This window comes from Cellulomonas sp. URHD0024, assembly GCF_000426185.1.
In the GTDB taxonomy this organism is placed as follows: domain Bacteria; phylum Actinomycetota; class Actinomycetes; order Actinomycetales; family Cellulomonadaceae; genus Cellulomonas.
Genome location: NZ_AUEW01000007.1, coordinates 144,969 through 171,120, shown reverse-complemented (window position 1 = coordinate 171,120; position 26,152 = coordinate 144,969). Strand labels below are relative to the sequence as shown.

Below are 26,152 nucleotides of genomic sequence, written 5' to 3'. Positions count from 1 at the left end.
GCCCGCGCGGTCGGCCCTCCGCAGGCCGGTCCGGGGCAGCAGGACCGGGCCATGTCAGAGAGCGCTCCCCGAGAGTAGCGACCCGGACGTTCCAGTCAAGAGCCGCATGCTGGCAGAGAGCGCTCCCTTCGCCCCTTCGGGTGTAAACACGACGTCGCGCCACGAGCAGGGCGGTGACGTCCTCGTCGTCCACGCCACATCCTGAGAGGGCCTCGGCGAGCACGCGCGACCTCCGTCGGTGTCGTGCGCGATGCTGTGCACGTGCAGATCACCACCCTCGGGGCGTTGGCCGTCGACGGCCAGCCCGTCCGTGGGGACAAGCTGGTCGCACTCATCGGGGCGCTGCTCGACGCGCGCGGGCGTGTGGTGTCGTCGACGGCGCTCGTCGAGGACGTGTGGGAGGGCCTCCCGCCCGACGACACCGGCGGTGCCGTCCAGGCGCTCGTCTCCCGCGCGCGCCGGCTCGGCCTGCCGATCACGGGGGCTCCGGGCGGCTACCGGTTGCCGGTCGAGGACCTCGAGATCGATGCCGCGCAGGCAGGCGACCTGCTGGAGCGCGCCCGCTCCGCACTGCGCGCCGGCGATGCGGCGACCGCGCACGCCCTGACGGGTCGCGCCCGGGCGCTCGTCCCCGTCGTCCCCGACCTCGCCGACCCCGCGACGGCCCACCTGCTCGGAGAGCTCGTCGCGGTGCGCGCAGAGAGCGGGCTCGCGATCGGCGACACGGCCGACGTCGTCGACGACCTGCGTCGCTGCGCGCTGCGTACGCCGCCCGACGAGCCGCTGGTCGCGCTGCTGGTCCGCGTCCTCGCCGCACAGGGCCGCGATGCGGAGGCGCTCCAGGTGGTCGAACGCCTGCGCGACGAGCTGGCCGACCGCTACGGCACCGACCCGTCGCCCGTCGTCGCACAGGCACACCTGGCGCTGCTGCGGGGCGAGCTGTCCGCGGCCCCTGCGGCCGTCCCCGCGCGGCCAGCACGATCCGTCCTCCCCGGCGCGTGGCGCCGGCCCGCGACGGCGCTCGTCGGGCGCGACGAGGACGTCACGGAGCTGGAGACCCTGCTGGGGACGAGCCCGCTGGTCACCATCGTCGCGACGGGCGGTGCTGGCAAGACCCGGTTGGCCACCGAGGTCGCGCGGCGCGCCGTCGCCTCCGGCACCACCGTCCGCGTCATCGAGCTGGCGGGCCTGCGTGGCCCGGGCGAGGTCCTGCCGACCGTCCTGGCCGCCATCGGCGGCGGAGACGCCACCGTCACACGCGTCGACCTCACCCCCGAACGACGGCTGCTCGCCCCCGAGGACCGGCTGCGGATCGCGGCCCAGGACCTGGACGGGCTGCTGGTGCTCGACAACTGCGAGCACGTGCTCGAGGCAGCGGCGGCGGTCGTCGGTGACCTGCTGGCGGTCGCCCCCGACGACGTCGTGGTACTCGCCACGAGCCGGGCTCCCCTGGGCCTCGTCGGCGAGGCCGTGCACCGCCTGGGAACCCTGCCCGACGCGGACGCGGTGGCCCTGCTCGAGGCGCGCGCCCGGGCCGGTCGCGCGGGCGTCGGGTGGGACCCCGACCGGGCCCTGGAGCTCTGCCGCCGGCTGGACAACCTCCCGCTCGCGCTCGAGCTCGCGGCGGCCCGCCTGCGCTCGATGACGGTGGAGGACGTGCTCGGCGGGCTGACCGACCGGTTCTCGCTGCTCGACGACGCGCTGCGCGGGCTGCCCGAGCGCCACGCGAGCCTGTGGGCGATGGTCGACTGGAGCCGCGAGCTGCTCGACGCGGCCGAGAAGGACCTGCTGCAGCGCGTCTCGGTGATTCCGGCGCCGTTCACCGCGGAGGCCGCGATCGCCGTCGCCGGAGCCCAGCCGCACGTCGTTCGACGGGCGCTGTCCACCCTCGTGGAGCAGTCCCTGCTGGCCCTCGACGAGCACGACGACGGCTCCGCCCGGTACCGCATGCTCGAGACCGTGCGCGAGTACGGCGAGGCGCGGCTGGACGATGCCGGCGAGCGCGGGGACGCGATGACCGGGCTCGTGCGCTGGGCGGGCGTCGAGGCCGGCAGGCTGTCCGACGACTTCGTCGGCCCGGGGCAGATCGCCGCCTTCGAGCGGACGGCGCAGGAGCAGGAGACGCTCGTCGCGGCCCTGCGCTGGGCGATCGAGCACGACGACGAGATCGCACCCGTGCGCATCGCCGCGGCCCTGTTCCACCTGTGGAGCGTGCGCGGCGCGCACGTCGAGGTCGTCGAGTGGGCGCGGCGGATCTTCAGGATCGACGAGCCCGCGGCCCGGATCTCGTCCGCGCTGTTCTACGGCACCTCGTCGGGACGGCCGTTGCCCGACGCCGACCGGGTCGCTGCGGCCGGGCTCTACGCGGTGATCAACGCCGGCGTCGCTCGGCAGATGCGACTCGCCGCCCTCGGGTGGCGAGCGATCAAGGTCGTCACCACGGAGCGCCCGGCCCAGATCAGCCCCCGGATGACCGCGCTGACCGCGGTGATGCCGGCCCTCGGGTCCAACGACGTCGCCGCCACCCTGGCGGCAGCCGACCGCCTCATCGCCGAGAGCGACCCGTACCTGCACGGGATGGGCTTGTTCATGCGGGGCGCGACGCGCGAGAACGCCGGCGACCCCGAGATGTCCAGCACCGACGCCCGGGAGGCGTACCGCGCCTTCGAGCTCGCCGGCGACCACTGGGGCATGGGCATGGCGGCGCAGGGCGTCGGGCAGTGGGAGGGTGCGCGCGGAGGGCCCGACGGCGAGGAGTGGTTGATGCGCGGCGTCGAGCACCTCGAGCTGGTCGGCGCGCAGCAGGACGTCCGCAGCATCCGCGTGCTCCTGGACATGCAACGGGCGCTCGCCGGTGAGGAGGGCGCGCTCGACCGTCTCCGCGAGGTGACCCGGTCACCGCAGGTCGACGACGTCGACGTCGCCCAGGCGTACCTCGCGATGGCTCACGTCGCCTGGGCGGCCGGTGACGCGCGCGAGGCGATCGCGGACGCCGAGGCGGCGGCCGCGCTGATCGACGGTGGTCAGGTCATCTTCCCGCAGGCGCGCGTGCTGTTCCGGGTGGTCGCCGCCGTCGTGCACCTGCGGAACGCGGGCATGCCCGGGGTCGACGACGCCGGCGCCGTCGCGCGGGCCGTCGAGCTGCTCGTCATGGCGCGCCCCGAGGCCGCCGCCATGGCGGACATGCCCGTGCTCGGCTCGTTCGCCCTCGGTGCCGCGGAGCTCGCCGCCTACCGCGGCGACCCCGAGTCGGCCCGCGAGCTCTGGGCCATCGGCATGCGGCTCGGCGCCAATGTGACCCTGCTCTTCCAGCTCGGTCTCGGCGTACCCCTCGCAGCCGTCCTCGAAGACCCCGACCGCCGGGACGCGGCACTCGAACGGTGGCGCGGCCGGCCCGCGCCGGAGGCCGCCGACCGGATCCGCGACCTGACCACGGATCTCGCCTGACGCGTGGTTCAATCTCCCGTCACGCACCGGCCCGACGACGACGAGGTCCCCCATGAACTTCCTGGTTTCGACGATGAACGACGCCCCCGGCTACCGCGTCCAGGCCGTTCTGGGCGAGGTGACCGGCCTGACCGTGCGCGCCCGCAACGTCGGCGTGCAGATCGGTGCCGCGTTCAAGGCGTTCGGTGGCGGCGAGCTGAAGGGTCTGACCACGCAGCTCCAGCAGACCCGCGACGAGGCGATGCAGCGGATGGTCGAGGCTGCGATGGCCCGTGGCGCCAACGCGGTGCTCGCCATGCGGTTCGACGCCAACGAGGTCGCCAACGGCTACCAGGAGGTCGTCGCCTACGGCACGGCCGTGGTGATCGTGCAGGCGTGACGAACAGGGCGGCCACCGATGTCCGGTGACCGCCCTGGTTCACGCCGTGCTGGTCAGACCTTCTTGCGGTAAGCCCGCAACGCCAGCGGCATGAACACGACGACCAGGCCCAGGCACCACAGCAGCGTGTAGTAGACGCTGTTGCCCATCGGCACCCCGAGGAAGAAGCCGCGCATCGCGGCGACCAGGTGCGTCAGCGGGTTCCACTGGACGAAGGTCTGCATCCAGCTGGGCAGCGAGGCCGCCGGGACGAAGACGTTCGACGCGAAGCTCAGCGGCATGATGATCAGGAACATGATCCCCTGCACCGCACCGGACGTCCGGACCTTCATCCCGACGAACACGGACACCCAGCTCAGGGACAGCGCGAAGACGATGGCGAGCAGGCAGCCGGCGAGGGCGCTGAGCGGGTTGGTGAGGATCCGGAAGCCCATCAGGTAGCCGACGAGGAACGTCGAGATGATCACGACGACGTAGCGGACCACGTCCCCGAACACCGAACCGACCAGCGGCGCCGATCGTGGGATGGGCAGCGACTTGAAGCGGTCGAAGATGCCCTTCTCCATGTCGGTGTTGAGGTTGACGCCGATGGCGATGGCGCCCGTCGCGATCGTCTGCGCCAGGATGCCGGGGAGCAGGAACTGCAGGTACTTCTCGGTGCCGCCGGCGACCGCGCCGCCGAAGATGTAGGTGAAGATCACCAGGAAGATCGCCGGCTGGAGCGTGACGTCGATGAGCGCCTCGGGGGTGCGCATCGTCTTGATCAGGCTTCGCTTGGCGAGGGCGAGCGAGTGCCGGACCAGCGGGAACGGTCGCTTCTTGACCGGGACCGAGGACGTGCGGGGCGCGATCGCGCTGCGGGGTGTGGTCGTCGTGGTCATCACGCCACCTCCTTCTCTTCTGTGACGGTGGTGTCGTCCTCGGACGCGGTGCGACCCGTGAGCGTGAAGAACACCTCGTCGAGGCTGGGCAGGTGCAGGGAGAGCTCGGTGACGCCGATGCCGACGCTCGCGAGGCGCGCGACCGTGGCGGTCATCGCCGAGTCGTCGGCCACCGGGACTGCGAGGACTCCCTTGCGGATCTCCTCGGCGCGGCCGTCGGAGGACACCTGCGCCAGGATCGTCGCGGTCTCCTCCAGCCTGGTGAGATCCGCCGGGCGGACCTCGAGCGTCTGGCCGCCGACGATCCGCTTGAGCCCGTCGGGGGTGTCGTGCGCGATCACGCGGCCGTGGTCGATGACCGTGATCTCGTCGGCCAGCGCGTCGGCCTCCTCCAGGTACTGCGTGGTCAGCAGGACGGTCGAGCCGTCGTTGACCAGGCTTCGGACCACGCCCCACATGTCCTCGCGCTTCGACGGGTCGAGGCCGGTCGTCGGCTCGTCGAGGAAGATCACGTCGGGCCTTCCCACCAGGCTGGCGGCCAGGTCGAGGCGGCGGCGCATGCCACCGGAGTAGGTCTTGGCGGGCCGGTCGGCCGCGTCGGTGAGGTCGAACCACTCGAGCAGCTCGGCGGCCCGGGCGCGGGCGTTGGCCTTGCCCAGGTCCAGCAGGATGCCGAACAGCACGAGGTTCTGGCGGCCGGAGAGGTCCTCGTCGACGGACGCGTACTGGCCCGTGAGTCCGATGGACTGGCGGACGCGCACCGCGTCCTTGACCACGTCGAAACCGTTGATGCTCGCTGTGCCCGCGTCGGGGGTGAGGAGGGTGGACAGGATGCGGACCGCGGTCGTCTTGCCGGCGCCGTTGGGGCCGAGCACGCCGAGGACGGTGCCGCGGGCGACGGCGAGGTCGACGCCCTGGAGGGCCTTCGTCTCGCCGAAGTGCTTGACGAGGCCGTGGGCCTCGATCACCAGGTCTGTTGTCATGGCTCGAGCCTGGCCGACGTCGCTGACAGCGTGCCGACACGGGGCTGACACGGTTCCGTCGCCCCGGTGTCGGCACCGCTGTCAGCGCAACGTCCGCCCTCGTGGGGCCAATAGCACCATCGAGTGCGGACGTTGCGGTGGGTTATGGGAGGGCGATCGACGTGTCGAGGAAGTCGTTGGTGTACAGGTCGCTCGCCTTCAGGCCGTCGACCGGGGCGGAGCCGTCCTTGGTGAGGATCGGGCCGGCGATGTCGAGGATCTTCTGCACCCGCGACTCCTCGAAGCTGCCGAGCGTCCCGTCGGGGGCGTTCGCCACGATGCCGAGGTCGAGCTGCTGCTTCGTGCCGTCCGTGGCCTGGGCCGCGTCGTAGACCCATCCGGTGTCGAACTTCACGACGGCGTCGACGATCACCGCGTTGGTGGGCTCCGGGTCGGCGAAGTAGTCGACGGTCGACTGCTGGATCACGGGGACGAGCTTCTTCAGGCAGTCGGCCTGCGCGGTGACGTCCGGCGTGCGCACCGACAACGCCACCGCGTACAGCGGGTAGCCGGTGTCGGCGATGAGCTGGTAGTCCACCGGCTTGTTCCAGGACGGCAGCTGGTTCTGGTAGACGAAGGGCTCGTCCGTGGCGAAGCCCTGCTGCGCGTCCTTGCCCTGCGCGGCGACGAAGTTGGCGGGGGTCCCGTCGTACGTGCCGTCGATCTGCTCCGGGCGCAGCTGTCCCGACCCGGTGAGGTACTCCATCCAGGTGGCGCCCGCGAAGTAGCGGACGAACGCGTCGGTGTCGGCCAGGTCGCTGATCTTGTGGACGTCGGGGTAGGTCGCCGGGTCCCACATGATCATCCACGGTGCCTTCTCGAAGGTCGCGAAGACCGCCGTCGTGGGCAGAGCCGCGGAGTTCTGGATGGACTCGTCGGTGTTGACCCAGCCGAGGAGCACGTCCTTGTCCGTGTACATCTGCGACGGCACGGGTGTGAAGCCGATGGCCGGACCGCCGGCACGGATCTCGACGTCGACGCCGGTGTACTCGCCCTTCGAGTAGAGCGGGCCGCTGACCACCTTGGCGTTGGCGTCGATCGTCGGGTCCGGCCCGAGCAGCTGGTAGAGGCCGCCCTGCTCGGCCTGCGGGTTCCAGTCGGTCTGGATGACGACGGTGGCGGGGCAGACGCCGCTGAGGTCGACGGCACCGATGGCGGCACCGCCCGACGACGCGGAGGACTCCGGCTCGGCGGCCGACGAGCCGCCGCAGGCGGCGAGCGGGAGCGTCACGAGGCCGGCGAACACGGCCGCCGCAAGGCGCTGGCGGGAGGTTGTCATGGTGATGCTCCTTATTGTGAGGGAGTTACAGCCGGTCGATGTCGGTCGCCTGGACGGGGATCCCGGTGGCGTCCGACGCGAGGGAGAAGCGGTTCTCGGTGGAGACGTAGAAGCTGGCGCCGAACCGGCCGACGGGGTGGAAGTCCGCGAGCGCGACGCGCCAGAGGTCGGTGTCGATGAGCCCGTCGGCGGCGTGCAGGTGACGGATCCGGCCGAGGTAGACCTGCCGGCTCGTGGTGAGAATCCGCTCGTGCACCGTGCACTCGAACGCCACCGGTGCCTCGGCGATCCGTGGCGGGCGCACCCGGTACGACGGCGTCGGGGTCAGCCCGACCATGGCGAGCTCGTCGACGTGCGATGGGTAGGCCTGGCCGCACTCGTGCATCCGGGCGGCCATCGGCAGGTCGGGGATGTGCACCACGAACTCGCCCGTGGCGTCGAGGTTCGCGGCGGTGTCCTTCTGGGCGCCGTCCTCCAGCCGGTTGACGCTGATCATCAGCAGCGGTGGGTCCTCGCCGATCATCCCGAACATGCTGAACGGTGCGGCGTTGACGATGCCGTCCTCGCTCGTCGTGGTCACCAGGGCGATCGGTCGGGGCACGATGAGAGACGCCATCAGCTTGTAGCGCTGGTACACGCCCAGCTCGTCGAAGTCGATCTCAGCCATGCGACGCCACCCACCAGCTGAGCAGCACGTCTCGCAGCGCATCCCCCTCGTCGGCGTAGCGGTCACGGTCGTGCAGGGCTTTGAGACGAAGCACGTCGGTCTCGTCGAGCTCGACCGGAACGTCGACGAGGTTCACGGGGGTCCGCGCGAAGGCGGGCGCGTAGTCCGGGTTCTTCGCGAGGCGCCGCTCGGTGCGGATCGTCGGCTGGCGGAAGTCGGCGGGCGTGCGCTGGGTGGCGTACGCGCGCAGCGGCGGGACGGCCGCGATCTCCTGTGCGGTGGCCGTCTCGATCACGACTCGCACCGGGTTCAGCGAGAAGTTGCTGGTGCCCATGATGTCGTTGCCACAGACGTTGGGCACCGCGAGCACGTCCACGAGGGCGAGCAGCTCGACGTGGTCACCAGGGGCCGTGGACTGGCGCAGGATCTCCGGCATCCCGTCCACCACACGCGTCGCCATGAACAGGTTGAACGAGTCGTGCACGTCGTCCGGGGTCAGGCCGTACTCCCGCTGCGCCTCCGCCTGGATGTCCGCGCAGTTCGTGTGCTCCGGGAAGCCGTGCATCGACTCGTACATGTTCGCGCTGCACCGCGGGAACAGGGTGTCGTTGATGCCCGCCGTGTCGGTCTGCAGGTACATCAGCGCCCGCTCGCGCGGAGGTGCGGACCACAGGAAGGACCCGGTGCTCGGGTTGGTGCCGTGCAGAGTGCGGGTCCGGCCCACGTGCATGAACTCGCGGTAGTCGTGCAGGTTGAACACGTTGAGGTCGACGCACTGGTCACCGGTGATCTGCTCCACCCGCAGCACCTGACCTGCGCTGACCTCGAACGCCTTCCCGGTGCCGGCCTCGAGCACCGTCTCCTCGACCAGGGTCCGCTCGTCCGGTGCGTCGAGATCCACCCACCACCGCCAGGGGGTGCCGGTCCGGCGCGGGTGCACCCGACGGACGACGCCCTCGGCGGTCTCGGTCAGGGCGAGCCGGACGAGCGAGGCTGCGTCGGGTGCCTCGTCGGCGCCGATCGAGGCGGTGACGAGCTCGAGCTGCTGGTCCGTGAGACGGACGGTGATGTGCGACATGGCGTCCTTTCGTATACAGAAGGACACTAGTTGGTATACCGAATGAAGCGGTTTCGTATCCGTCAATTGTTCGTTGCCATCACATTTCGTCGGACGGTGGGCGTATACCGTGGCGCCCATGGACAGACCAGCCGACCGGGCGAACGCCGCGTTCCTCAGCCTGCGTTCCGCGATCGTCGAGGCCGCCCTCCCCCCGGGAACCCGGCTTCCCGAGGACCTGCTCGCGCAGCAGTACGGAGTCAGCCGGACGCTGATCCGCGGCACGCTCGCGCGACTGACGGCCGCGGGGCTCGTCGAGACGGGCAAGGCCAAGTCCGCTCTCGTGGCCAACCCGTCGCTGACCGACTCCAAGGAGACGTTCGAGGTGCGTCGCTGCCTCGAGCGTGAGGCCGTCCGGGCGATCGCCCTCCGCTGGGACGCGTCGATGGGCACGACGCTGGGCGCGCACATCGACCGAGAGCTCGCCGCGACGTCCACGCCGAACGCGCAGGTGTCCGGGCGGCTCGGCGCCGAGTTCCACATCCTGCTGGCCGAGCTCAGCGGCAACACGCTCCTCGAGCGCTACCTCAGCGAGGTCATCTGGCGCTGCGCGCTGATCCTCGCCGTGCACGGCCGCGACCACGACCAGCGCGGGTCGGTCGCGGAGCACCAGCGACTGGTCGAGGTCATGGCCGCCGGCGACGCCGACGGCGCCGAGGCGCTGATCGTCGCGCACGTCGCCGCCGTCGAGGAGCGCACCCTCTCAGGAGTCGGCCAGGACCAGCACCTCGACCTGACGGCGGTCCTGAGCCGCTACTGAGGCCGAGAACGGGCGTTTCAGGCCGTCAGCCGCACCGCGGTGAGCAGCCGGTCGAGGTCGTCGTCGCTCGTGACGTAGTGCGGCGACGCGCGGACCACCTCGGTCAGGCCACGCGGGGCGACGTCGAGCTGAGGCGACGAGACACGGGTGACGCTCCTCGAGCGCCCCGAGCCCGACGGACAGCGCGTAGTCGACCGCCGCACCCGGACCCAGGTGGGCGACGTGCTGGACCCCCGTGTCGCGGCGGGCACGGTCCACATCGAGCGTCACGGGTGGGGGTCTAGACGGGTGGAAACGTGCCTTGAGCAGCGGTGATGACCGGGCCCGGCCGTTCCACGAGGCGCCGCCGGCCGAGCTCGTTCGCGAGCTCCGAACGCGCCGGCGGCGTGCGCACGTAGAACCCGATGACTTCCGCCAGCCACCCGGGGTCGATGTCGAGCACCGGACCGGGGACGTCGACCCGGGGCGTGCGCGGTTGCGGGACGAACAGCACCCGCCGCCGACGACTCCACCGCCACGATCGCGCGCCCTGCGGACCGTGGACGCGGAGCACCTTGTACGAGCCGGTGTTGAAGAACTCGGTCGACGCGACGTCGTCCCAGCCCAGCCACGAGTCCCCGTCCCAGCCGTCGGCACCGATCCCCTCGGGCGTCAGCACCAGCCGACAGTGCCGCGTCGCCTTGATGGCCGAGTCGGGCAGGTACAGCGTGAAGAGGAGCGTCAGCACACCGACGAACCACGTCCCGCCGCTCCGCTGGAGGGCTAGGGCGATGGTCATGGCGCCGAAGACCGCTGCGAGGAACCCGACCGTGAGCATCGGCACCAGGAGAAGTGTTCGCCGCCACTGCACGACGATCGCTGGTCTGCCGTAGACCGTCTCGACCGCGACACTGCGCTCGTCCTCCGGGAATCGGTGCACGTACAGCCTCTGAAATCCGACGGCCCCTGCGATCCACCCCACGCCGAGCGCACAGCTCAGCAGGCATCCTCCGACGTTCCACGTGTCCTCGTCCGGCGCGACCAGCATGGCGACGCCGAGCACGAGCGGGACCGCGCCCAGCACGACGTTCCCGATCGCGACGAACCACAGGAAGGCACGCACCCCGAGGGTCGGGGGCAGACCGAACGGGCTCGCGCGCCGCACGTCCTCCATCAGCAGCACTCACCGATCGACCGGGTGGCAGCGGCAGTCACGTCGTGCGCTCCCCGATCCGGAGGATCGGCGAGTCGTCGTTCGGGATCAAGCGCACTACAGCCCCTGCGGTCGGCCGGACGGTTCGTCGGGCGAACCGTACCCAGGGCAACGCAGGCCCGATAGGCACAGGCACTCACCCCGGTGGGTTCCGGTCACCGGCTCGACGGGCGCCAGAGGACGACGGCGGCGCGGTCCGTGGGGCCGACCGGGCGGCGGCTGCGGGCGCGGTCGACGGCGACCGCGCCGGTGGGGTCGGCCGTGAACACACGGCGGCCGGGGTCGACGAACGCGCGCAGGTACTCGATCTGTCGTCGCAACCCGTCGACCTCCTGCTCGAGCTCGAGGATGCGCTTGATCCCGGCCAGGTTCACGCCCTCGTCCTGGGAGAGTCGCTGGACCTCACGCAGGGTCGCGATGTCGCGCAGCGAGTACCGCCTCCCCCGGCCGCTGGCGCGACTCGGGGTGACCAGGCCGAGGCGGTCGTACTGGCGCAAGGTCTGCGGGTGCATCCCGGCGAGCTCGGCGGCGACCGAGATGACGTAGACCTTGGCGTCCTCGCCGGGCACGGCTACGTCCTCGCCGAGTCCAGCAAGCCGGCGCGCACGTCCTCACCCGACGTCGCGATGCCGAACGCCTGGACCGCCTCGCGGGCGGCGCCGGACAGCCGCTGGGGCACGACGACCTGCACGGTCACCAGCAGGTCGCCCGCGCCCTTCGGCGTGACGACCCCCTTGCCCTTGACGCGCAGGACCCGGCCGGACGGTGTGCCCTCCGGCACCTTCACGCGGACCGTCGAGCCGTCGAGCGTCGGCACCTCGATCGTCGCGCCGAGCGCGGCCTCGTCGAACGCGACCGGGACCGTCAGGCGCAGGTTGTCGCCGTCGAGCGAGAAGACGGGGTGCGGCGTGACGTTGACCGTGACGACGAGGTCGCCGGCGCCCAGCTCCCCGGGTCGACCCTTGCCGCGCAGTCGGATCTTCTGGCCGTCGCGGACGCCCGCGGGGATGCGCGCGTTGACGGTGCGGCCCTCGACGTTCAGCGAGACCTGCGAGCCCTCGACGGCCTGCCGGAAGGGCATGGTCACGCTGGCGGCCAGGTCGGCACCGGCCTGCGGGCGCTGGAATGCGCCACCGCCACCGCCGCCGTTCCCGAACAGTCCACCGAGCAGGTCCTCGAACCCGCCGCCTCCGCCGCCGCCGCTCGTGGAGTAGCGGACGCGGCCGCCGCCGGGCGCACCTCCGCCGCCGAACATGCCACCGAAGACGTCCTCGAAGCCGGTCGCGCCGCGGCCGCCCGAGGTGAAGCGCGCGCCGCCGGCCATCGCGCGCAGCTGGTCGTACTGGCCGCGCTGCTCGCTGTCCGAGAGCACCGCATACGCCTCGCCCACGTCCTTGAAACGCGCCTCTGCCTTGGCATCGCCGGGATTGTGGTCCGGGTGCATCTCACGCGCGAGCTTGCGGTAGGCCTTCTTGATGGTCGCCGCGTCCGCGTCCTTCGGGACGCCGAGAACCGCGTAGAAGTCCTTCTCGAGCCAGTCCTGACCGGTCACGACGCCTCCTTCCAACTCTCCGCAACGTCCGCACAAGTGGGTGTAATTGCACCCACTTGTGCGGACGTTACCTGGGTTTGACTACGCCTCGGGGTCCACGACGGCCACACGGGCCGCGCGGAGCACCCGGTCGGGCGTGCGGTAGCCGGGCTGGAGCACCAGCTGGACGGTCGGTTCGTTGACCTCGGCAGAGTGCGAGTGCATCAGCGCCTCGTGCACGGCCGGGTCGAACGGCTCGCCGGCCGCGCCGTAGCGCGTGACACCGAACCTGCCCAAGGTCGACTCGAGCTTCTCCGCGATGGAGACGAAGGGACCGGTGAGGTCGCCGTGCTGGCGGGCCAGCTCGATGTCGTCGAGAACCGGGATGAGGGCCTCGACGACCGCGTGCACCCCCCGGTCGTGGGCGGCCAGGCCGTCGGCCTTGGACCGCTTCACGAACGAGGAGTACTGCTGCTCGAGGTTGTAGTAGGCCGCCTTGGACCGCTGGAGCTCGTCCAGACGCTCCGCCGCGATCCGCTCGGCCTCGACCAGGCCCTCCAGCACGACCGTCTCCTCCGCGTTCTCCGCGATGGACTCGGCCTCGGCCAGAACCTGCTCCTCGGGAGTCAGGTCCTCGCCGTCACCGGGGGTTTCCGACGTCACTTGGCAGCCGCCTCGTCCTCGTCGTCGACGATCTCGGCGTCGACGACGTCCTCATCCTGGGAAGCAGAGCTGGCGGAAGCGTCCGCTGCGGGCGCCTCTCCCGCGCTGCTGTTCGCCGAGTACAGCGCCTCGCCGATCTTCTGGCTCGTGGTCAGCAGGGCGGAGTGCTTGGCCTTGACCTCCTCGACATCCGTGCCGGCGAGCGCGGTCTTCAGCTCGCCGGCGGCGGCCTGGACCTCGGTCTTGACGTCGTCGGACAGCTTGTCCGCGTTGTCCACGAGCAGCTTCTCGGTCGAGTAGACGAGACCCTCGGCACTGTTGCGCACCTCGGCCTCCTCGCGACGCGCCTTGTCCTCGGCGGCGTGCTCCTCGGCCTCGCGCACCATGCGCTCGATGTCCTCCTTGGGGAGGGCCGAGCCGCCGGTGATCGTCATCGACTGCTCCTTGTTGGTGCCCCGGTCCTTGGCGGACACGTGCACGATGCCGTTCGCGTCGATGTCGAACGTGACCTCGATCTGCGGGACGCCACGCGGAGCCGGCGCGATGCCGGTCAGCTCGAACGTGCCGAGCGGCTTGTTGTCCCGTGCGAACTGGCGCTCGCCCTGGAACACCTGGATCAGCACGGACGGCTGGTTGTCCTCGGCCGTCGAGAAGATCTCGCTCCGCTTGGTCGGGATGGCCGTGTTGCGCTCGATGAGCTTGGTCATCACGCCGCCCTTGGTCTCGATGCCGAGGCTCAGCGGGGTGACGTCGATGAGCAGGACGTCCTTGCGGTCGCCCTTCATGACGCCGGCCTGCAGCGCGGCACCGACGGCGACGACCTCGTCCGGGTTGACGCCCTTGTTGGGCTCCTTGCCACCCGTGAGCTCGGTGACCACGTCCGTCACGGCGGGCATACGGGTCGAGCCGCCGACGAGGACCACGTGGTCGATCTCGGAGAGCTTGATGCCGGCCTCACGGATCACGTCGTTGAACGGCTTCTTGGTCCGGTCGAGCAGGTCCTGCGTCATCTGCTGGAACTGCGCGCGACCGAGCTTGGTGTCCAGGTGGACCGGGCCGTTCTCGCTCATCGACAGGTACTGCAGCGAGATGTTCGTGGTCGTCGCCGAGCTGAGCTCCTTCTTCGCCTGCTCCGCAGCCTCACGCAGACGCTGCACGGCGATCTTGTCCTTCGCCAGGTCGACGCCTGTGGAGTTCTTCACCTCGGTGACCAGGAAGTCGACGATGCGCTGGTCCCAGTCGTCGCCACCCAGGCGGTTGTCGCCGGAGGTCGCGCGGACCTCGATCGTCGAGAAGCCGTCGTCGTCCTTGCCCACCTCGAGCAGGGAGACGTCGAACGTGCCGCCACCGAGGTCGAAGACGAGGATGAGCTCGTCCTCCTTGCCGCGCTCCAGGCCGTAGGCCAGGGCGGCCGCGGTGGGCTCGTTGATGATGCGCAGGACGTTGAGGCCGGCGATGGCGCCGGCGTCCTTGGTGGCCTGGCGTTCGGCGTCGTTGAAGTACGCCGGGACGGTGATGACGGCCTCCGTGACCGGCTCGCCCAGGTAGGCCTCCGCGTCACGCTTGAGCTTGGAGAGCACCCGCGCGCTGATCTCCTGCGCGGTGTACTTCTTGTCGTCGATCGCCGCGGACCAGTCCGTGCCCATGTGGCGCTTGACGGACGTGATGGTGCGGTCGACGTTGGTGACGGCCTGGCGCTTGGCGATCTCGCCGACCAGCACCTCACCCGTCTTGGAGAACGCGACGACGGACGGCGTCGTGCGCGACCCCTCAGCGTTGGCGATGACCGTGGGCTCGCCGCCCTCGAGGACCGCCACCACCGAGTTGGTGGTTCCGAGGTCGATGCCGACTGCTCGTGCCATGTGTGTGCCTTCTTTCGTGTGCTGCTTCGTGTGCGGTTGGTCGCTCTTGAGTCCGGCTGGCTCAAGTCTGCGTCGCGACGACCGCGTGCGCAAACCCGCGGGGCCAAACTTGAGTCTGTTGGGCTCAACCTTGGGCGAGACCGGTGCATTCCCCGGAGGACCGCGCACGTTCACGGCGCTTGGTGTGGGATCCCGTGTGAGTTGGCCAAATCTCACGTAGTTGGCCACGCCGTGGCCAGATCTCACGTAGTTGGCCAGCGGAGGCTCGCCTCGGCCGGCACGGTCCATGGTGTGTAGGCGCCCCGGGTTCCACGGTCACTCGCCCGTGGTGCACACTCGTGCCTCGGCCAGTGAGTACCGACCCGGTGGACGGAGGCGCCCTGATGGCACGCCCCCCGCTCGTCCTGCTCGAGCCGGGCGAGGTCTTCGCCCTCCCGCTGTTCCTGACGTTGGAGCTCGCGGCGGAGACCGCGGCCCGGCTTGGTCACCCCGCGTCGGCGTAACCCTCATGGACTGTGAAGGGCGGTGCGCATGACCGACTGGGCTTCTGAGTTTCACGCCATCGTCGCGAGCGACGTCGGGCAGCGGGACGGCATCGGCTGGGAGTTCACCGGTGCTGACGGTCTCGTGTGGACGGTCTTCCGGGAAGACGGCGGCCCCTTCCCCGTGCTCTCGTCGGCGCGCGGTGACGGTCCCCTGCCATCGCAGGTCCAGCTCGAAGCAATGACGATTGAGGCCGTGTCCGACCTGCTGTCCCCCCAGCTCGCGGGGCGCCACGACTGGATGGTCAGGAACATCGCGGCCGCCCTGCTCTTCGCGTCGCGGGATGTCGTGTCCTGGGAGGGCGTGGAATGGGCAGTGGAACTCGACCAGGCCGGCGAGGGAACCGCGTGGGCCGAGCCGGGTGACCTCCGCACCCCGTACGCCTGGTTGCGAGCAAGGTCCAGCGACTCCGACGCGCTGGTGAGCATCTACCAAGAGGACGCCTACTTCGGGCTGTCCTTCGCCGATCCCCTCGATCGCCCACTGCCGGCGTCGCAGGTCGGCGGGCTCCGCCCGTGCACGCGGATCGATCTCGCGCGGGGCCGGATCACCGCGGTCGAGGTCGTCTACGACACCACGATCGACGGCCTGAGGGATCCCGGTCTGCTGACCGAGGTCCTCCTTCACAGCGAGACCGGCATCACCCTGCTCATCGCCGCCGAGGCGTACAGCCGCGAGGAGTGGCACCTGCACGACGAGTCCGTTGTCGCGCTGCCCAGTCCGGCCGCCGCGGACCGCCTGCACTGGGACGGACCGCGGAAGCCGTGGCACCCATCGGAGGGCTCGTACGCGCGGCACACCCGGCCGGTCTGACCGCTTCCCGGATACCAGCAGCCGGCTCTGTAGCGCCACTCCGTCGGCGGCGTCCCCAATCGGAGGATTTGGACAAGTAGATGAGACGAGCCGTATCTCACCAATGTGTCCGACCGCACGTCAGAGGGTCGGGCTGCGGACAAGTTCGCTGAGTTCCTACAGTAAGACGCTCAGATCGCTCGGCAGGCCAGTCGCATCCGACTTGTCGTATTCGCATTAAGTAGTCGTCGGGTTGTCGCGGTTCGCAGGTAGTTGTCGCAGGCGCACGGTTGACGCGTGGACGCTGGTGCGTTGCGCGTCAGGTGACCGCCAGGGTGGAAGTGAAATCCAGGACCGGTTGGAGGGTCGACTCGACGGCCGGAATCTCGTCGAGTCGCGCAGTTCGTCGACGAGCTCCGCGACACCGAGCCCACCCTCACCCACGCTCAGATCCGAAGACCTGCGCTCGGCGCCGGATCACCACACTCGCCCCCTCCACGTGGCGCGGAGGGACGAGTGTGGCGGGTCGGCATCTCAGGGCATGTCGTCACAAATCGCGCATGTCTTCACACATTGTCATGACCTTCCTGAACTGCTCGCGGAACTCGAAGAAGGCGCTGCCCTTGTTGGGGTTGGATATGATCTTCATCCAGGTCTCGTCGTTGTACCGCAGGGCCCCGATCGTGAAGTTCGCGGAACCCAGCCACACCACCTGGCTGTTGGGCACACCGTCGTAGTTTCCGTCGATGAGCATGTACTTGGCGTGCATGCTGATCGTACGCTTTTGCTCCGGGACCCAGCAAATCCCATTGTCCAGATTGATACGGGGGTTGTCGAGGATGGTTCGGACTTCGGGTGCGATCTGGGTGACGTTGACGACAACCTCGATCCAACAGCCATCTTTCGCCAACTCGTCAAGCTTCTTGGCCACCTCGACACGCTTGAACGCGAACTGCGCGATCCGGATGAATGTCTTGTGATCGGACGTGCCGCCGGTCGTGTTCTTGTCACAAATCACGTTGTCGAGGATTCCGACGATGGTGTCCGATCCCGGGTCGCTCTCAGGCTTACCAGCCGGTGCCTCCAGCGGGAAGAAATAGGCCTTGAAATTGCCGTCGGTCACGGTCGAATAGCTGTGAGGCTTCTGCGTGGCCAACTCTTTGTCGAAGTAGTCACGGTAGGCGACATAGAGGTCTTCGTGCTCGGCGACCGCGTAGGCCACATTCCACAATTCTTTGCCGTTAGACGTGTTCACGTTACCTGTGGACTGCATGACGACGCGAGTGTTGCCCAGTGTCTCCGAGAACAGGAAGAACTTGTTGTGCATGTAGGCCTTGGCACTGCACCCACGGAATTCGCCTTGCGGCAGACCCTCCCCGCAGATGACGAAATAGGAGCTCTTGCTGACGTCCTTACCCAATGCGGCGCGCAGGCGCTTCACGCCGTCATCTTGGAGCGGGTTGAAGTCGTTCTTATCCGACCTGTCGAGCACCACCCTCACCTTGACGCCACGATTGAAGGCTTCGTGCAGTGCGGTGACCACCCTGGGGTGCTCTTTCTGGTTCTCGGTCAACAGGTGCACGGCCACCCTGATCATCGAGCCGCTCGGGGCGCCCTCGATCAGCGTCTCGAGCCGGTCGGTGATGGCCCAGGGATCCTGCGCCGGGTCGTTCCACACCGGCCCCAGAACGGCTGTGTTGGACGCCGCGCGTGCAGGTTCCGCCAGTACGACCGGCACAACGCTCAAGGACAGTGTCAGTGCCAGTGCCCCGATGGCGGCGACCAAAGCGCGTGCCCGGCCCGACGGTAGGCGCGTGTCGCCCCTCATCAGCTTGCTCCTCTGTTGTCGGTTTCGTCCGCGTTCGTTCATCGGACCGCGAGACGGTACCAGTGGGGCTGGCCCGTTCGGATGGATATCTGAGATGAAGGGCCTGATGACGTGGTCTCCTTCGAGGACGCTCCGTCACAGATGCGCCGGTACGGGAACGTCCACCGCCGAGCCGTCGGGGAACTGGGTGGCCCAGCATCGCGAGCGGCCGCGCCATGGTGTTGATCTCCGTGCCGCGGTCGCGCGAGCCATTGTTCGTCGGGTGCGCCGGCCACACGCACTGGGGCGACCTCGCGGCCGCCCTCCCCCGGTATGACGAGGGTCGAGGCGTCCGGCTCGGTTGAGCATTCCGGTCGCGCTCAACGGGGGAACGAGGAGGGTCCCTGATGGGAAGGTCGGTGCTCTACATGTCGATGTCCCTCGACGGGTTCATCACCGGCCCAGACGACGGGCCGGAGAACGGGCTCGGGACCGGCGGTGAGCGTCTGCACGAGTGGCTCGGCAAGCCCACTGCGGCGTTGCCCCACTTCGACCCTCCTGGGCTGAGCGGTCAGGTGTTCGCCGAGCTGATGGCGACTGGTGCCGTCGTCGTCGGCCGCAAGACGTTCGAGTACGGGCAGTGGAACGGCGACCACCACGGCGTGCCCATCTTCATCCCCACACGTGCCACCCCGTTGCCACCGCAGAGCGGCTGGGCACATTTCGTGCCCGACGCCGAGACCGCCATGCGCGAGGCCAAGGCCGCCGCGGGCGAGAGGAACGTGATGTTGCACGGCGCCCGCCTCGCGCAGACGCTGCTGCGCGAGGGGCTGCTCGACGAGGTGGAGATCCATCTAAACCCCTTGGTCCTCGGGAGCTGCCGTCGCCTGTTCGGCACGGACCCCGCAGAGCTCGAGCTGACGCGCGTCCTCGCTACGCCCGGCGTCACGCACCTGCACTACCGGGTGGGTGCACCCACGTCCGGCTGACCTTCCGCTCGGGGGCTGGCGGTACACGAGACCAGGTTGCAGGTCCCCGGCTCGCAGACGCTGAGGATTCGGACAGGTTCGTGAGACGCGAGCCGTCTCACCGACTTGTCCCATGCCTGGTCAGCGCGACGCGCTCAGGACAGATTGGATGAGTTCCTACAGCTTGTTTGGTCACCATCCGGGACCCTCTTGGTCCACGACGAACAGCGGGCACCTCGTCTACGCGAGCCGGCTCGAGCTCGAGTGCCTCTGGCGCGCCCACTTCGATCCGAACGTCGTCCGGATCGCGGCGCGGCCGCTCCAGGCCCCCGTCACAGCGGTAGGTTGCCGCCGTTGATAGACGAGTCGGTGGAGGTCACGTCGATGGACGTAGTGGGGGCGCCCAAGGCAGCCGATCGTGTGCGCGCCCTGATCACCCGGTGGCCCATCCTCACTGCGGTTGTGCTGACCATGGTCTGGCATGTCGTGCTGTTCGCGCTGGCCGAAGCGCTAGCTCCGTTGCAACCGCACTGGTTTCCAGACCTCGGGTACACGCTGATCAATCTTGGTGCTGCAGCGGTTCCGGTCGGGCTGATTCTCTGGCTCGGCTGGACCCGTTCAGCAGCACTGATCTGGCGGCGTCCAGACCGGTCCTGGTGGCTTTTGACGCCGCTGGCGCTGGAGGCGGTCAGCTACTCGCTCGACGGAGTGGTGGGCACTGCCCGCGAGCTGCTCAGCACCGCCATCCTCTGCATCGCGATCGGGATCTCGGAGGAATCGCTCAGCCGCGGTCTGGTACAACGGGTCCTGGCTGTGCTCGGCCCGGTTCGGGCGGCAGTGTGGGTGGGCGTGCTGTTCGGGGCGGGCCACACGCTCAGCGGTATCTGGTTCTCGCGACCCATGGGCGACACCATATTCATCACCATCAATGCAGCGGCCTTCGGCTTCGCCTGCGCCGCGCTGCGTTGGCATCTACGGACGATCTGGCCACTGGCCGCAGTGCACGCTCTGGGGGACTTCTTCCAGCTTGTCAGCCCCGGCAACCTGCCGTTCGCTGTCCGTGTCGTGTATCTCTTGGGCTTCATCGGCTACGGATGGTGGTTGCTCAAGCGACTACACGAAGGGGCGACCGGGATCACCTCAGCGATGGACGTCGGCAACGCAAGCCTGGCGGACCCGCCGTCACCGGACGATCGCGAGACGCACCTCACCACCCGCCAGCCACTGGAGTGAGGTCCAGCGGCGAGGCTCGCGGATGCACAACGGTCGCCCTGACCTGCCGGCCCTGAGGATTCGGACAAGTTCGTGAGACGCGGGCCTCCTCAGCGACTGGTCCGATGCCCGGTCAGAGCGGTGCTCTCCGGACACATTCGCTGAGTCCTTACAGTCCGCACGATCCGCGGGAAGACGCGCTGGTCGCTCGGAAGGACCCGCCGATCGCTCGGGAAGACGCGTTGCGCAGCCCTGGGGTTGTTGGACCTGCGGGCACACAGGTCCTCCGAGCTGGGCCTGATAGTCCGATGACGTCGGCGCGGCCCTGCCAACCCCGGAGACTCTGATGTGCTGATGTCCTACCCGGCGGGGAGGATGGGCGGAGGAAGGTACAGATGAGCGACATCGCGGACGTTCCACCCGACGTTGTGGGCCGGCTCCGGGTGATCTGCGGGGAACTGCCCGAGGCGTACGAGGAGCCGGCGTGGATCGGCCTGCGGTGGCGGATTCGCCGGCGGACGTTCCTGCACGTCTACACCACCGACGAGAGGCGGTCGGCGTATGTCGATCTGGACCATCCGGCCATCCTGATGACCTTCCGGGCGCCGCCCGGGGAGTTGGCCGCGCTGGCGCATGCCGGCCCTCCGTTCTTCCGGGCCGACTGGGGTGAGAATGTCGTGGGAATGGTGCTGGACGACGAGACGGACTGGGTCGAGGTTGCCGAGCTCGTGACGGACAGCTATCGCGTGCAGGCGCCCCGCCGCCTCGCGTTCCGGCTGAAGGCAGGTGGATGAACCGCCGGCTCGTCCCCGTGGGAACTCACCGGCGTGATCGGTCGACCACGTGCTTCAACTCGCAGTCGCCGTCAGGAGAACAGCTGGACCTGGCGCTCGACGCCACGTGGTGGCTGGGCAGATCAGCGAGACGGGCTCGGGCATCACGAGGTGCGGGCTGAGGATTCGGACACCTAGGTGAGACGCGCGCAGGCTCACCTATGTGAGCTACAGCAGGTCAAGCCGTTGAGCGTCGGACAAGTTCGATGAGTTCCTACAGCTTCCATCGCAGCATCTTTGCCCTCACCTTGCGCAACAACTTGATGATCCTGGCCCGTGGCGTCCTCACCGGGCCGAGCACCGTAGCGCGGCACGTGACGCACAACGCGACGTCGACGTTCGGACGCTCGGCTCATGCCGAGCGACCACGGCGCGGCACGAACATCTTCGGCTGACCTGGCCCCGACCGCGGTTGCGCGCGTGATGCTCCGCCGTGCACCCGGCGCCAAGCCGAACGAGAGGTCCGTGCACGATGGCCCGACCGCTCAGCGTGGAGCTGCTGGACGAGCCGCCGTCGACGTCGATGCGGCATGCACCTGCCGGCTACGACTCCGGTGGCGCGGTGCGGGCGTGCGGGTCGTCCGCGACCATGCCGCGAGCAGGCTCACTGTCGGTACGGCTCGTCGGCACGGACGCGAAGAGCAGCGTCGCGAGCAGCGCGATTCCCGCACAGGCGAGCAGGGCGGCTCGATATCCGAGATTCTCGACGACGACGCCGGCAAGAACTCCGGAAAGGAGCAGTCCGACCGTGACGGCGTTGGCAAACAGAGTCGTGGCCCGGGCGGTGAACGGTGCAAACGCTTCCTGGAAGAACCGGATTCCTACGGCACCGACCACGGCGATGGCCACGCCGCGGGGCACCTGAGCGACGAGCAACCATGCCAACCGCGATGCGGCCGCGGCCATGACGAAGAAGACGACGAAAGTCGCGAGCCCACCGCACAGCAGGGACCGTGCCGAGATCCGGTCCGGCACGCGCGCCAGCGCGAGCGCTGCCGCGATCTCGACGGCCGCGCAGACCGAGAACATGACACCGACAGCCGACGGCGGTTGGGCGAGCTCGTCCGTGATGAACAGTGGGAGCACGAACGAACCGGAGAACATCGCGAGGTGGAAGAGCACCACGCACCCGACCACCCGAAACCAGAAGGACCTCCCGCGCAGTGCCACGAGCGAGGACGCAGCATTGGTTCGGCTCTCCACCGGGGTGGTGGGCCGACGCGTCGTAGCTGCGAATGCGGCTGCGGCCAACAGGGCGACGGCAGCCGCCGTGAACAGGGCGCCGTACCCGCGCCACGTCACGATCACGGCGCCGACGAGAGGCCCGACGGCCCAGGCCAGTGACCACACGGACCGGAGGACGGCGATCGGGCGGCCGGCCGTCGACGCGTCGCTGTGAGCAGCGGCGAACAGCTGGGGAAAGGCCGCCTGGACTGCTGCGAGCAGGGTGACGCTCAGTGCGACCAGTCCCGCGAACGACGGCGTGGTTGCCAGCAGGGCGTACCCCGCCGCCCCCAGGACGCACGCCGCCACCGCGTATCGGCGTGCCGGGTGGCGGTCGTACCGACGCGCCCACCAGCTGCTCACCACGATGCCCGCCGCGCCGGTCAGCGTCGCGAGCAGGCCCGCCTGCGCCGGGGTCGCACCGACGGTGCCGACGGTGAACAGGACGAAGTAGGACTTGGCCATGGCGTCGGCCAGGCCGAGCATGAGGACGGCGAGCCCGAGTCGCCCGGTCGTTCCCCGCATGGTCATAGCCTCTACCGTCGCGATCCGCGCGACATCCCGGGGACTGTCCGGCTCCTGCGGACGGCGCAAGGGTGTGCTGCATGATCCTCGTGGATCGACGCCGGTGCGTCGGCGTCAGCGTCTAGCCTGGCTGGGATGTCGAACCGAATCTTGGGCGTCCTCGGGGTGCCGTCAAGCGCGGCCGCTCATGCCCCAGGCCTCGAACGCTCCCCCGCCGCCATGCGGGCCGCCGGCCTGGTGCCCGCGCTCGAGCGCTCGGGCCGTCGCGTCGTCGACCATGGCGACACGTCGGTCGCTCGGTGGCGGGCCGACCCGCCCGAGCGCACCAACCCCCACGACGTCGCCCAGGTCGCGACGGTCTTGCAGGAAGCGCGAGCCGCGGTCGCGCCCGTCCTGTCGGCCGGCCACGTCCCGGTGGTGCTCGGCGGCGAGTGCACCGTGACGATCGCGGTCCTGGCGGCAGCCGCGGACCTCGGGACGGACCTCGGCCTGGTGTACATCGACGGCGGGCAGGACCTGCAGCTGCCCGGGGATCACCCGGAGGAGCCGATCGCGGACTCCATGGGCGTGGCGCACATGCTCGACCTGCCGGGCGCCCACGACACACTGGCCGCCTTGGGTCCGCACCGTCCGCTGCTCACCGCCGATCGGCTGTGCTTCGTCGGCTACGCAGAGCACGATCTCCGCCGTCTCCGGCCGGCAGATCGCCAACATGGACCTGCCGGCCGAAGGGTTCACCCAGGTGCTGACTGAAGCCGGCCTGCCCGCCGAACTGGCCCACGTCCTCGTCGACGCCGACCTCGCCATGGGCCGCGGTGAGCTGTTCACCGACTCCGGTGACCTGCGGCGCCTGATCGGACGCCCGACCGTGACCCCGGCCGAAGCGATCACCGCCGCACTCAGCTGACCGGCCTTCTCGCCGCCGACGCAACGCTCGTGGTCTTTCACTGCGCGGTCCTCGCATCGTTGGACGCGGACGCTCGGTCGGCGTTCGTCGACTCCGTCATGACGTTGCCTGGGCACTGGATCAGCAATGAGGGCGCACATGTTCTCGCAGCCACTGCCCACCTCGCGCCCGGGATACCTGGCCACGGCTTCGTCGTGGCGGTCGACGGCGTGACCCGGGGTTACGCCAACCCACATAGACGCGCCCTGATCAGAGTCAACGACTGAACGCCTCGGACGCGCGACGGCCTGAGGATTCGGACAAGAAGGTGAGATGCCGGCCACCTCGGCTGGTTGTCCAACTGCAGGCCACGGCGTCGCCCGTCGGACAAGACCGCTGAGCTCCTACAGCTTCTTCTGGTCGATGTGGCGCACGCGCAGCCGCCGCCGCCGCTGCGCGTGTGGGCGTTGTGGGTGCGACCACACGCGGGCGCAAGGCGCTCGGTCGAGGCGATCGGATCGGCATCATCGGACAGTTCCAGCTGTCGCCGGCGCTGCGTGCCCGCGGTCCACTCCGGACTCGTGCGCGCACCTAAGTTGTCGGCACGCCCCCGGCTAGGGCGAGGACGGTCGCGAGAGCGGCGAGCGCGAGGATCGTGAGGCCCAACGCGGCCGTCGGTCCTCGCCGGTCCGTCGCCAGCCCGCGCAGGAGAGTGGAGGCACGGCCCAGGAGGGCCAGGGGTGGCGCGGCCTTCCAGACGTCGCGCTCCGCCTTGCCGCCGGCGCGCCGCACGACGTCGGGCAGGTGCCCGACAGCCGTCAGCAGCGGGACGACCATCCTGCCTCGACGGGTGCGCACGGAGTGCGTGCTGAGGGCGCCCTCCACGCTCGCGCGCACCGCGGCGGTGTCGTTGGCCCAGTGCACGCGTGCGTCGATGATCCCGTCGGGACGCAGGAGGTAGGCCGAGTTCGGCTTCGGGCCGACCGCGCGGTGCAGCGTGCCGTCGATGTCGTCGACGGCGACCTCGTACGTCACGTGCAGGTCGTCCCGCATCGACGCCGCGTGAGCCGCCTTCTCCTCATCCGTTCGGGGTTGCGGAAGGAGCTCACCGGGGTGCGCCTCGCGGGTCTGGACCAGGACGAAGCGCACCCGGTCGCCGTAGTGCGTGTGCAGCTCGTTGAGCGGCGGGAGCGCGCTGCGCGTGACCGGGCAGGTCTGCGACCCGAAGACGAGGAGGACCGGCCTGTCGCCGAGGTCTTCGCTGGCGAACCGGGTGCCTGCGAGCGTCGGCAAGTCGAAGGCGGGGATCCGGTCACCTGGTGCGGGATCTGTCGAGCGGTAGTACATGTCGGCGACGATGTCCCTCGTCCGCAGGTCGTCGAACCGGTACTCGGACGACCCGTGCTCCGTCTGGGCGGTCATGGGGTTCCTCTCACTTCGTTGACTTGACCGAATGGTCAAGTGATGGGGCGCGCGGTTGGAGGTGCGGTGGGAGCAGAGTCAGCGAGGTGCGGGGAGGAGCAGTCGCACGAGGGGCCGCAGCGCCTCGAGAACGCGCGGATCGCCGTCGGACTTGGCCAGGACGCTGAAGCCCTGGATGCAGGCCACCACGCTGCGCGCGGCCACCGTCGGGTCCAGCATCGGGTCGACGTCCCCGCGGGCTTGACCGTCCGTGACGACAGAGGCGACGCGTGCGGTCCAGGCCGTCAGCACCTCGGCGACCCGGGTCCGCATCTCCGGGTCGTGTGCGGAGAGCTCTGCCGCGAGGTTGCCCAGCGGGCAGCCGGGCACGACACCGAGGCGCTGCTGCATGGTGCGCATCATCGACGAGTAGGCCGACAGGAACCGGTCGAGACGATCGAGCGGTGGCGCCTCGGCGTCGAAGGCCTCGTCGAGGAGGCTGCGCATGAGCGTCCAGTTGCGCTCCAAGACCGCTAGCCCGAGAGCGTGCTTCGAGGGGAAGAAGTGGTACAGGCTGCCCTTGTTGACTCCCGCCGCCTTGCACACGTCCTCGACGCTGACGTCCGCATAGGTAGACCCGTGCACGAGATCGCGTGCGGTGGTCACCAGCCGCTCCCGGGTATCCGTTGGCATGCGTCGACGATAGGAGCGAGTTGACCAATCGGTCAACTAGGCGCATGCGACTCCGTCGCCGGCCGTTGGCGCACAGCCGTCCTCGCAGTGGCGCTGGTCTCTGAGGAACCGGATGGAAGTGCGGGACGCGAGTCGTCTCAAGCAGATGCCCGCCTGCAGGTCATCGCCGCGCCTCGCGTACAGGCGGGATGCGTTCCTGCAGGCGCGGACATCACGCATGTCGCCGCTGGGATGCCAATTCGCATTCCCGCCGGGGAGGGACCGACCGGAACCTGCTCGACGAGTGGAACATACGGCTGCGGCGCATGCCGGCTACGGTCGTCTCGTCGACCTTGCAGGACACCCTCGGCTGGCCCCGGGCCTCCATCGAGAGGGGCGACGCCGTCGAGGTCGTGGCGCGGATGAAGGCGAAGTCCGGTGTGCCACTGCGGTCTCCCGCCGGCAGCCTGCCGCTGAACCGGGCCCTGA

At 69.6% G+C, this 26,152-nt stretch carries 24 protein-coding genes; 10 read left to right on the top strand and 14 right to left on the bottom strand.

The annotated features are described in order from the left end of the window. Window positions 1-261: 261 nt before the first annotated feature. Both I847_RS0108575 and I847_RS0108570 read left to right on the top strand, forming a co-directional pair. A complete protein-coding gene (locus I847_RS0108575; protein ID WP_028049368.1) occupies window positions 262-3,447 on the top strand; it encodes a BTAD domain-containing putative transcriptional regulator in 3,186 nt (1,061 codons plus the stop codon). Window positions 3,448-3,499: 52 nt separating this feature from the next. Beyond that, window positions 3,500-3,826 carry a YbjQ family protein gene (locus tag I847_RS0108570; protein WP_028049367.1) on the top strand — a complete coding sequence of 109 codons (327 nt, stop codon included), beginning with the start codon at window positions 3,500-3,502 and terminating at the stop codon, window positions 3,824-3,826. A 53-nt stretch (window positions 3,827-3,879) separates the two neighbouring features. On the opposite strand, the gene I847_RS0108565 is transcribed toward I847_RS0108570, so the two are convergent. The 5 genes from I847_RS0108565 to I847_RS0108545 form a co-directional block, all read right to left on the bottom strand. After that, a complete protein-coding gene (locus I847_RS0108565) occupies window positions 3,880-4,707 on the bottom strand; it encodes an ABC transporter permease (protein ID WP_028049366.1) in 828 nt (275 codons plus the stop codon). Beyond that, complete coding sequence (locus tag I847_RS22700) at window positions 4,707-5,690, bottom strand: daunorubicin resistance protein DrrA family ABC transporter ATP-binding protein (protein WP_034609571.1); 984 nt, start codon at window positions 5,688-5,690, stop codon at window positions 4,707-4,709. The genes I847_RS0108565 and I847_RS22700 overlap by 1 nt, the downstream gene beginning before the upstream one ends. A gap of 142 nt (window positions 5,691-5,832) precedes the next feature. Next, window positions 5,833-7,008, bottom strand: a complete 1,176-nt coding sequence (locus tag I847_RS0108555; RefSeq protein ID WP_034609570.1) for a hypothetical protein — start codon at window positions 7,006-7,008, stop codon at window positions 5,833-5,835. Window positions 7,009-7,033: 25 nt separating this feature from the next. Continuing rightward, entirely contained in the window at window positions 7,034-7,675 is a 642-nt protein-coding gene (locus I847_RS0108550) for a flavin reductase family protein (RefSeq protein ID WP_028049364.1), read from the bottom strand. Beyond that, complete coding sequence (locus I847_RS0108545; protein WP_028049363.1) at window positions 7,668-8,753, bottom strand: urea carboxylase-associated family protein; 1,086 nt, start codon at window positions 8,751-8,753, stop codon at window positions 7,668-7,670. Before I847_RS0108545 ends, I847_RS0108550 begins: the two co-directional genes overlap by 8 nt. A gap of 118 nt (window positions 8,754-8,871) precedes the next feature. On the opposite strand from I847_RS0108545, the gene I847_RS0108540 reads away from it, so the two are divergent. Next, window positions 8,872-9,552, top strand: coding sequence for a GntR family transcriptional regulator (locus I847_RS0108540; protein ID WP_028049362.1), 681 nt, complete (start codon window positions 8,872-8,874; stop codon window positions 9,550-9,552). 280 nt (window positions 9,553-9,832) lie between these two features. On the opposite strand, the gene I847_RS0108530 is transcribed toward I847_RS0108540, so the two are convergent. The 5 genes from I847_RS0108530 to dnaK all read right to left on the bottom strand — a co-directional run bounded on the left by I847_RS0108530 (window position 9,833) and on the right by dnaK (window position 14,800). Continuing rightward, on the bottom strand, window positions 9,833-10,705 hold the full coding sequence (locus I847_RS0108530; RefSeq protein ID WP_155856068.1) for a hypothetical protein: 873 nt from the start codon (window positions 10,703-10,705) through the stop codon (window positions 9,833-9,835). Window positions 10,706-10,899: 194 nt separating this feature from the next. Next, the gene (locus I847_RS0108525) at window positions 10,900-11,313 is read right to left on the bottom strand and encodes a heat shock protein transcriptional repressor HspR (protein ID WP_028049360.1); all 414 of its coding nucleotides are present in this window, start codon (window positions 11,311-11,313) and stop codon (window positions 10,900-10,902) included. 2 nt (window positions 11,314-11,315) lie between these two features. Continuing rightward, complete coding sequence (locus I847_RS0108520) at window positions 11,316-12,296, bottom strand: DnaJ C-terminal domain-containing protein (RefSeq protein ID WP_028049359.1); 981 nt, start codon at window positions 12,294-12,296, stop codon at window positions 11,316-11,318. Window positions 12,297-12,377: 81 nt separating this feature from the next. After that, complete coding sequence (gene grpE, locus I847_RS0108515) at window positions 12,378-12,938, bottom strand: nucleotide exchange factor GrpE (RefSeq protein ID WP_028049358.1); 561 nt, start codon at window positions 12,936-12,938, stop codon at window positions 12,378-12,380. Continuing rightward, entirely contained in the window at window positions 12,935-14,800 is a 1,866-nt protein-coding gene (gene dnaK, locus I847_RS0108510; protein ID WP_028049357.1) for a molecular chaperone DnaK, read from the bottom strand. The genes grpE and dnaK overlap by 4 nt, the downstream gene beginning before the upstream one ends. A gap of 531 nt (window positions 14,801-15,331) precedes the next feature. Here dnaK and I847_RS22690 point away from each other — a divergent pair. After that, entirely contained in the window at window positions 15,332-16,156 is an 825-nt protein-coding gene (locus I847_RS22690; RefSeq protein WP_155856067.1) for a hypothetical protein, read from the top strand. Between the two features lie 526 nt (window positions 16,157-16,682). On the opposite strand, the gene I847_RS0108495 is transcribed toward I847_RS22690, so the two are convergent. Then, window positions 16,683-17,963: a phospholipase D-like domain-containing protein gene (locus I847_RS0108495; protein WP_196804512.1), complete on the bottom strand. Its 1,281-nt coding sequence runs from the start codon at window positions 17,961-17,963 to the stop codon at window positions 16,683-16,685. A 386-nt stretch (window positions 17,964-18,349) separates the two neighbouring features. Here I847_RS0108495 and I847_RS0108490 point away from each other — a divergent pair, with 386 nt between their 5' ends. The 4 genes from I847_RS0108490 to I847_RS0108475 all read left to right on the top strand — a co-directional run bounded on the left by I847_RS0108490 (window position 18,350) and on the right by I847_RS0108475 (window position 21,350). Then, the gene (locus tag I847_RS0108490) at window positions 18,350-18,931 is read left to right on the top strand and encodes a dihydrofolate reductase family protein (protein WP_028049355.1); all 582 of its coding nucleotides are present in this window, start codon (window positions 18,350-18,352) and stop codon (window positions 18,929-18,931) included. A gap of 348 nt (window positions 18,932-19,279) precedes the next feature. Next, window positions 19,280-20,143 carry a CPBP family intramembrane glutamic endopeptidase gene (locus tag I847_RS22685; RefSeq protein WP_051274625.1) on the top strand — a complete coding sequence of 288 codons (864 nt, stop codon included), beginning with the start codon at window positions 19,280-19,282 and terminating at the stop codon, window positions 20,141-20,143. Window positions 20,144-20,517: 374 nt separating this feature from the next. After that, the gene (locus I847_RS0108480) at window positions 20,518-20,916 is read left to right on the top strand and encodes an MmcQ/YjbR family DNA-binding protein (protein WP_028049354.1); all 399 of its coding nucleotides are present in this window, start codon (window positions 20,518-20,520) and stop codon (window positions 20,914-20,916) included. A 245-nt stretch (window positions 20,917-21,161) separates the two neighbouring features. Next, a complete protein-coding gene (locus I847_RS0108475) occupies window positions 21,162-21,350 on the top strand; it encodes a hypothetical protein (protein WP_028049353.1) in 189 nt (62 codons plus the stop codon). Window positions 21,351-21,498: 148 nt separating this feature from the next. Here the strand turns inward: I847_RS0108475 and I847_RS0108470 are convergent, their stop codons facing one another. Beyond that, window positions 21,499-22,704, bottom strand: coding sequence for an MFS transporter (locus I847_RS0108470; RefSeq protein WP_196804511.1), 1,206 nt, complete (start codon window positions 22,702-22,704; stop codon window positions 21,499-21,501). 135 nt (window positions 22,705-22,839) lie between these two features. Here I847_RS0108470 and I847_RS22680 point away from each other — a divergent pair, with 135 nt between their 5' ends. Both I847_RS22680 and I847_RS0108460 read left to right on the top strand, forming a co-directional pair. Then, window positions 22,840-23,457: an arginase family protein gene (locus I847_RS22680; RefSeq protein ID WP_081680642.1), complete on the top strand. Its 618-nt coding sequence runs from the start codon at window positions 22,840-22,842 to the stop codon at window positions 23,455-23,457. After that, window positions 23,417-23,611 (top strand): hypothetical protein, encoded by a 195-nt coding sequence (locus I847_RS0108460; protein ID WP_028049351.1) that lies wholly within the window; start codon window positions 23,417-23,419, stop codon window positions 23,609-23,611. The genes I847_RS22680 and I847_RS0108460 overlap by 41 nt, the downstream gene beginning before the upstream one ends. 570 nt (window positions 23,612-24,181) lie before the next feature. Here the strand turns inward: I847_RS0108460 and I847_RS22675 are convergent. Beyond that, window positions 24,182-25,012: a TlpA disulfide reductase family protein gene (locus I847_RS22675; protein ID WP_051274623.1), complete on the bottom strand. Its 831-nt coding sequence runs from the start codon at window positions 25,010-25,012 to the stop codon at window positions 24,182-24,184. Window positions 25,013-25,090: 78 nt separating this feature from the next. After that, window positions 25,091-25,684 (bottom strand): TetR/AcrR family transcriptional regulator, encoded by a 594-nt coding sequence (locus tag I847_RS22670; protein WP_081680640.1) that lies wholly within the window; start codon window positions 25,682-25,684, stop codon window positions 25,091-25,093. Window positions 25,685-26,152: the final 468 nt, after the last annotated feature.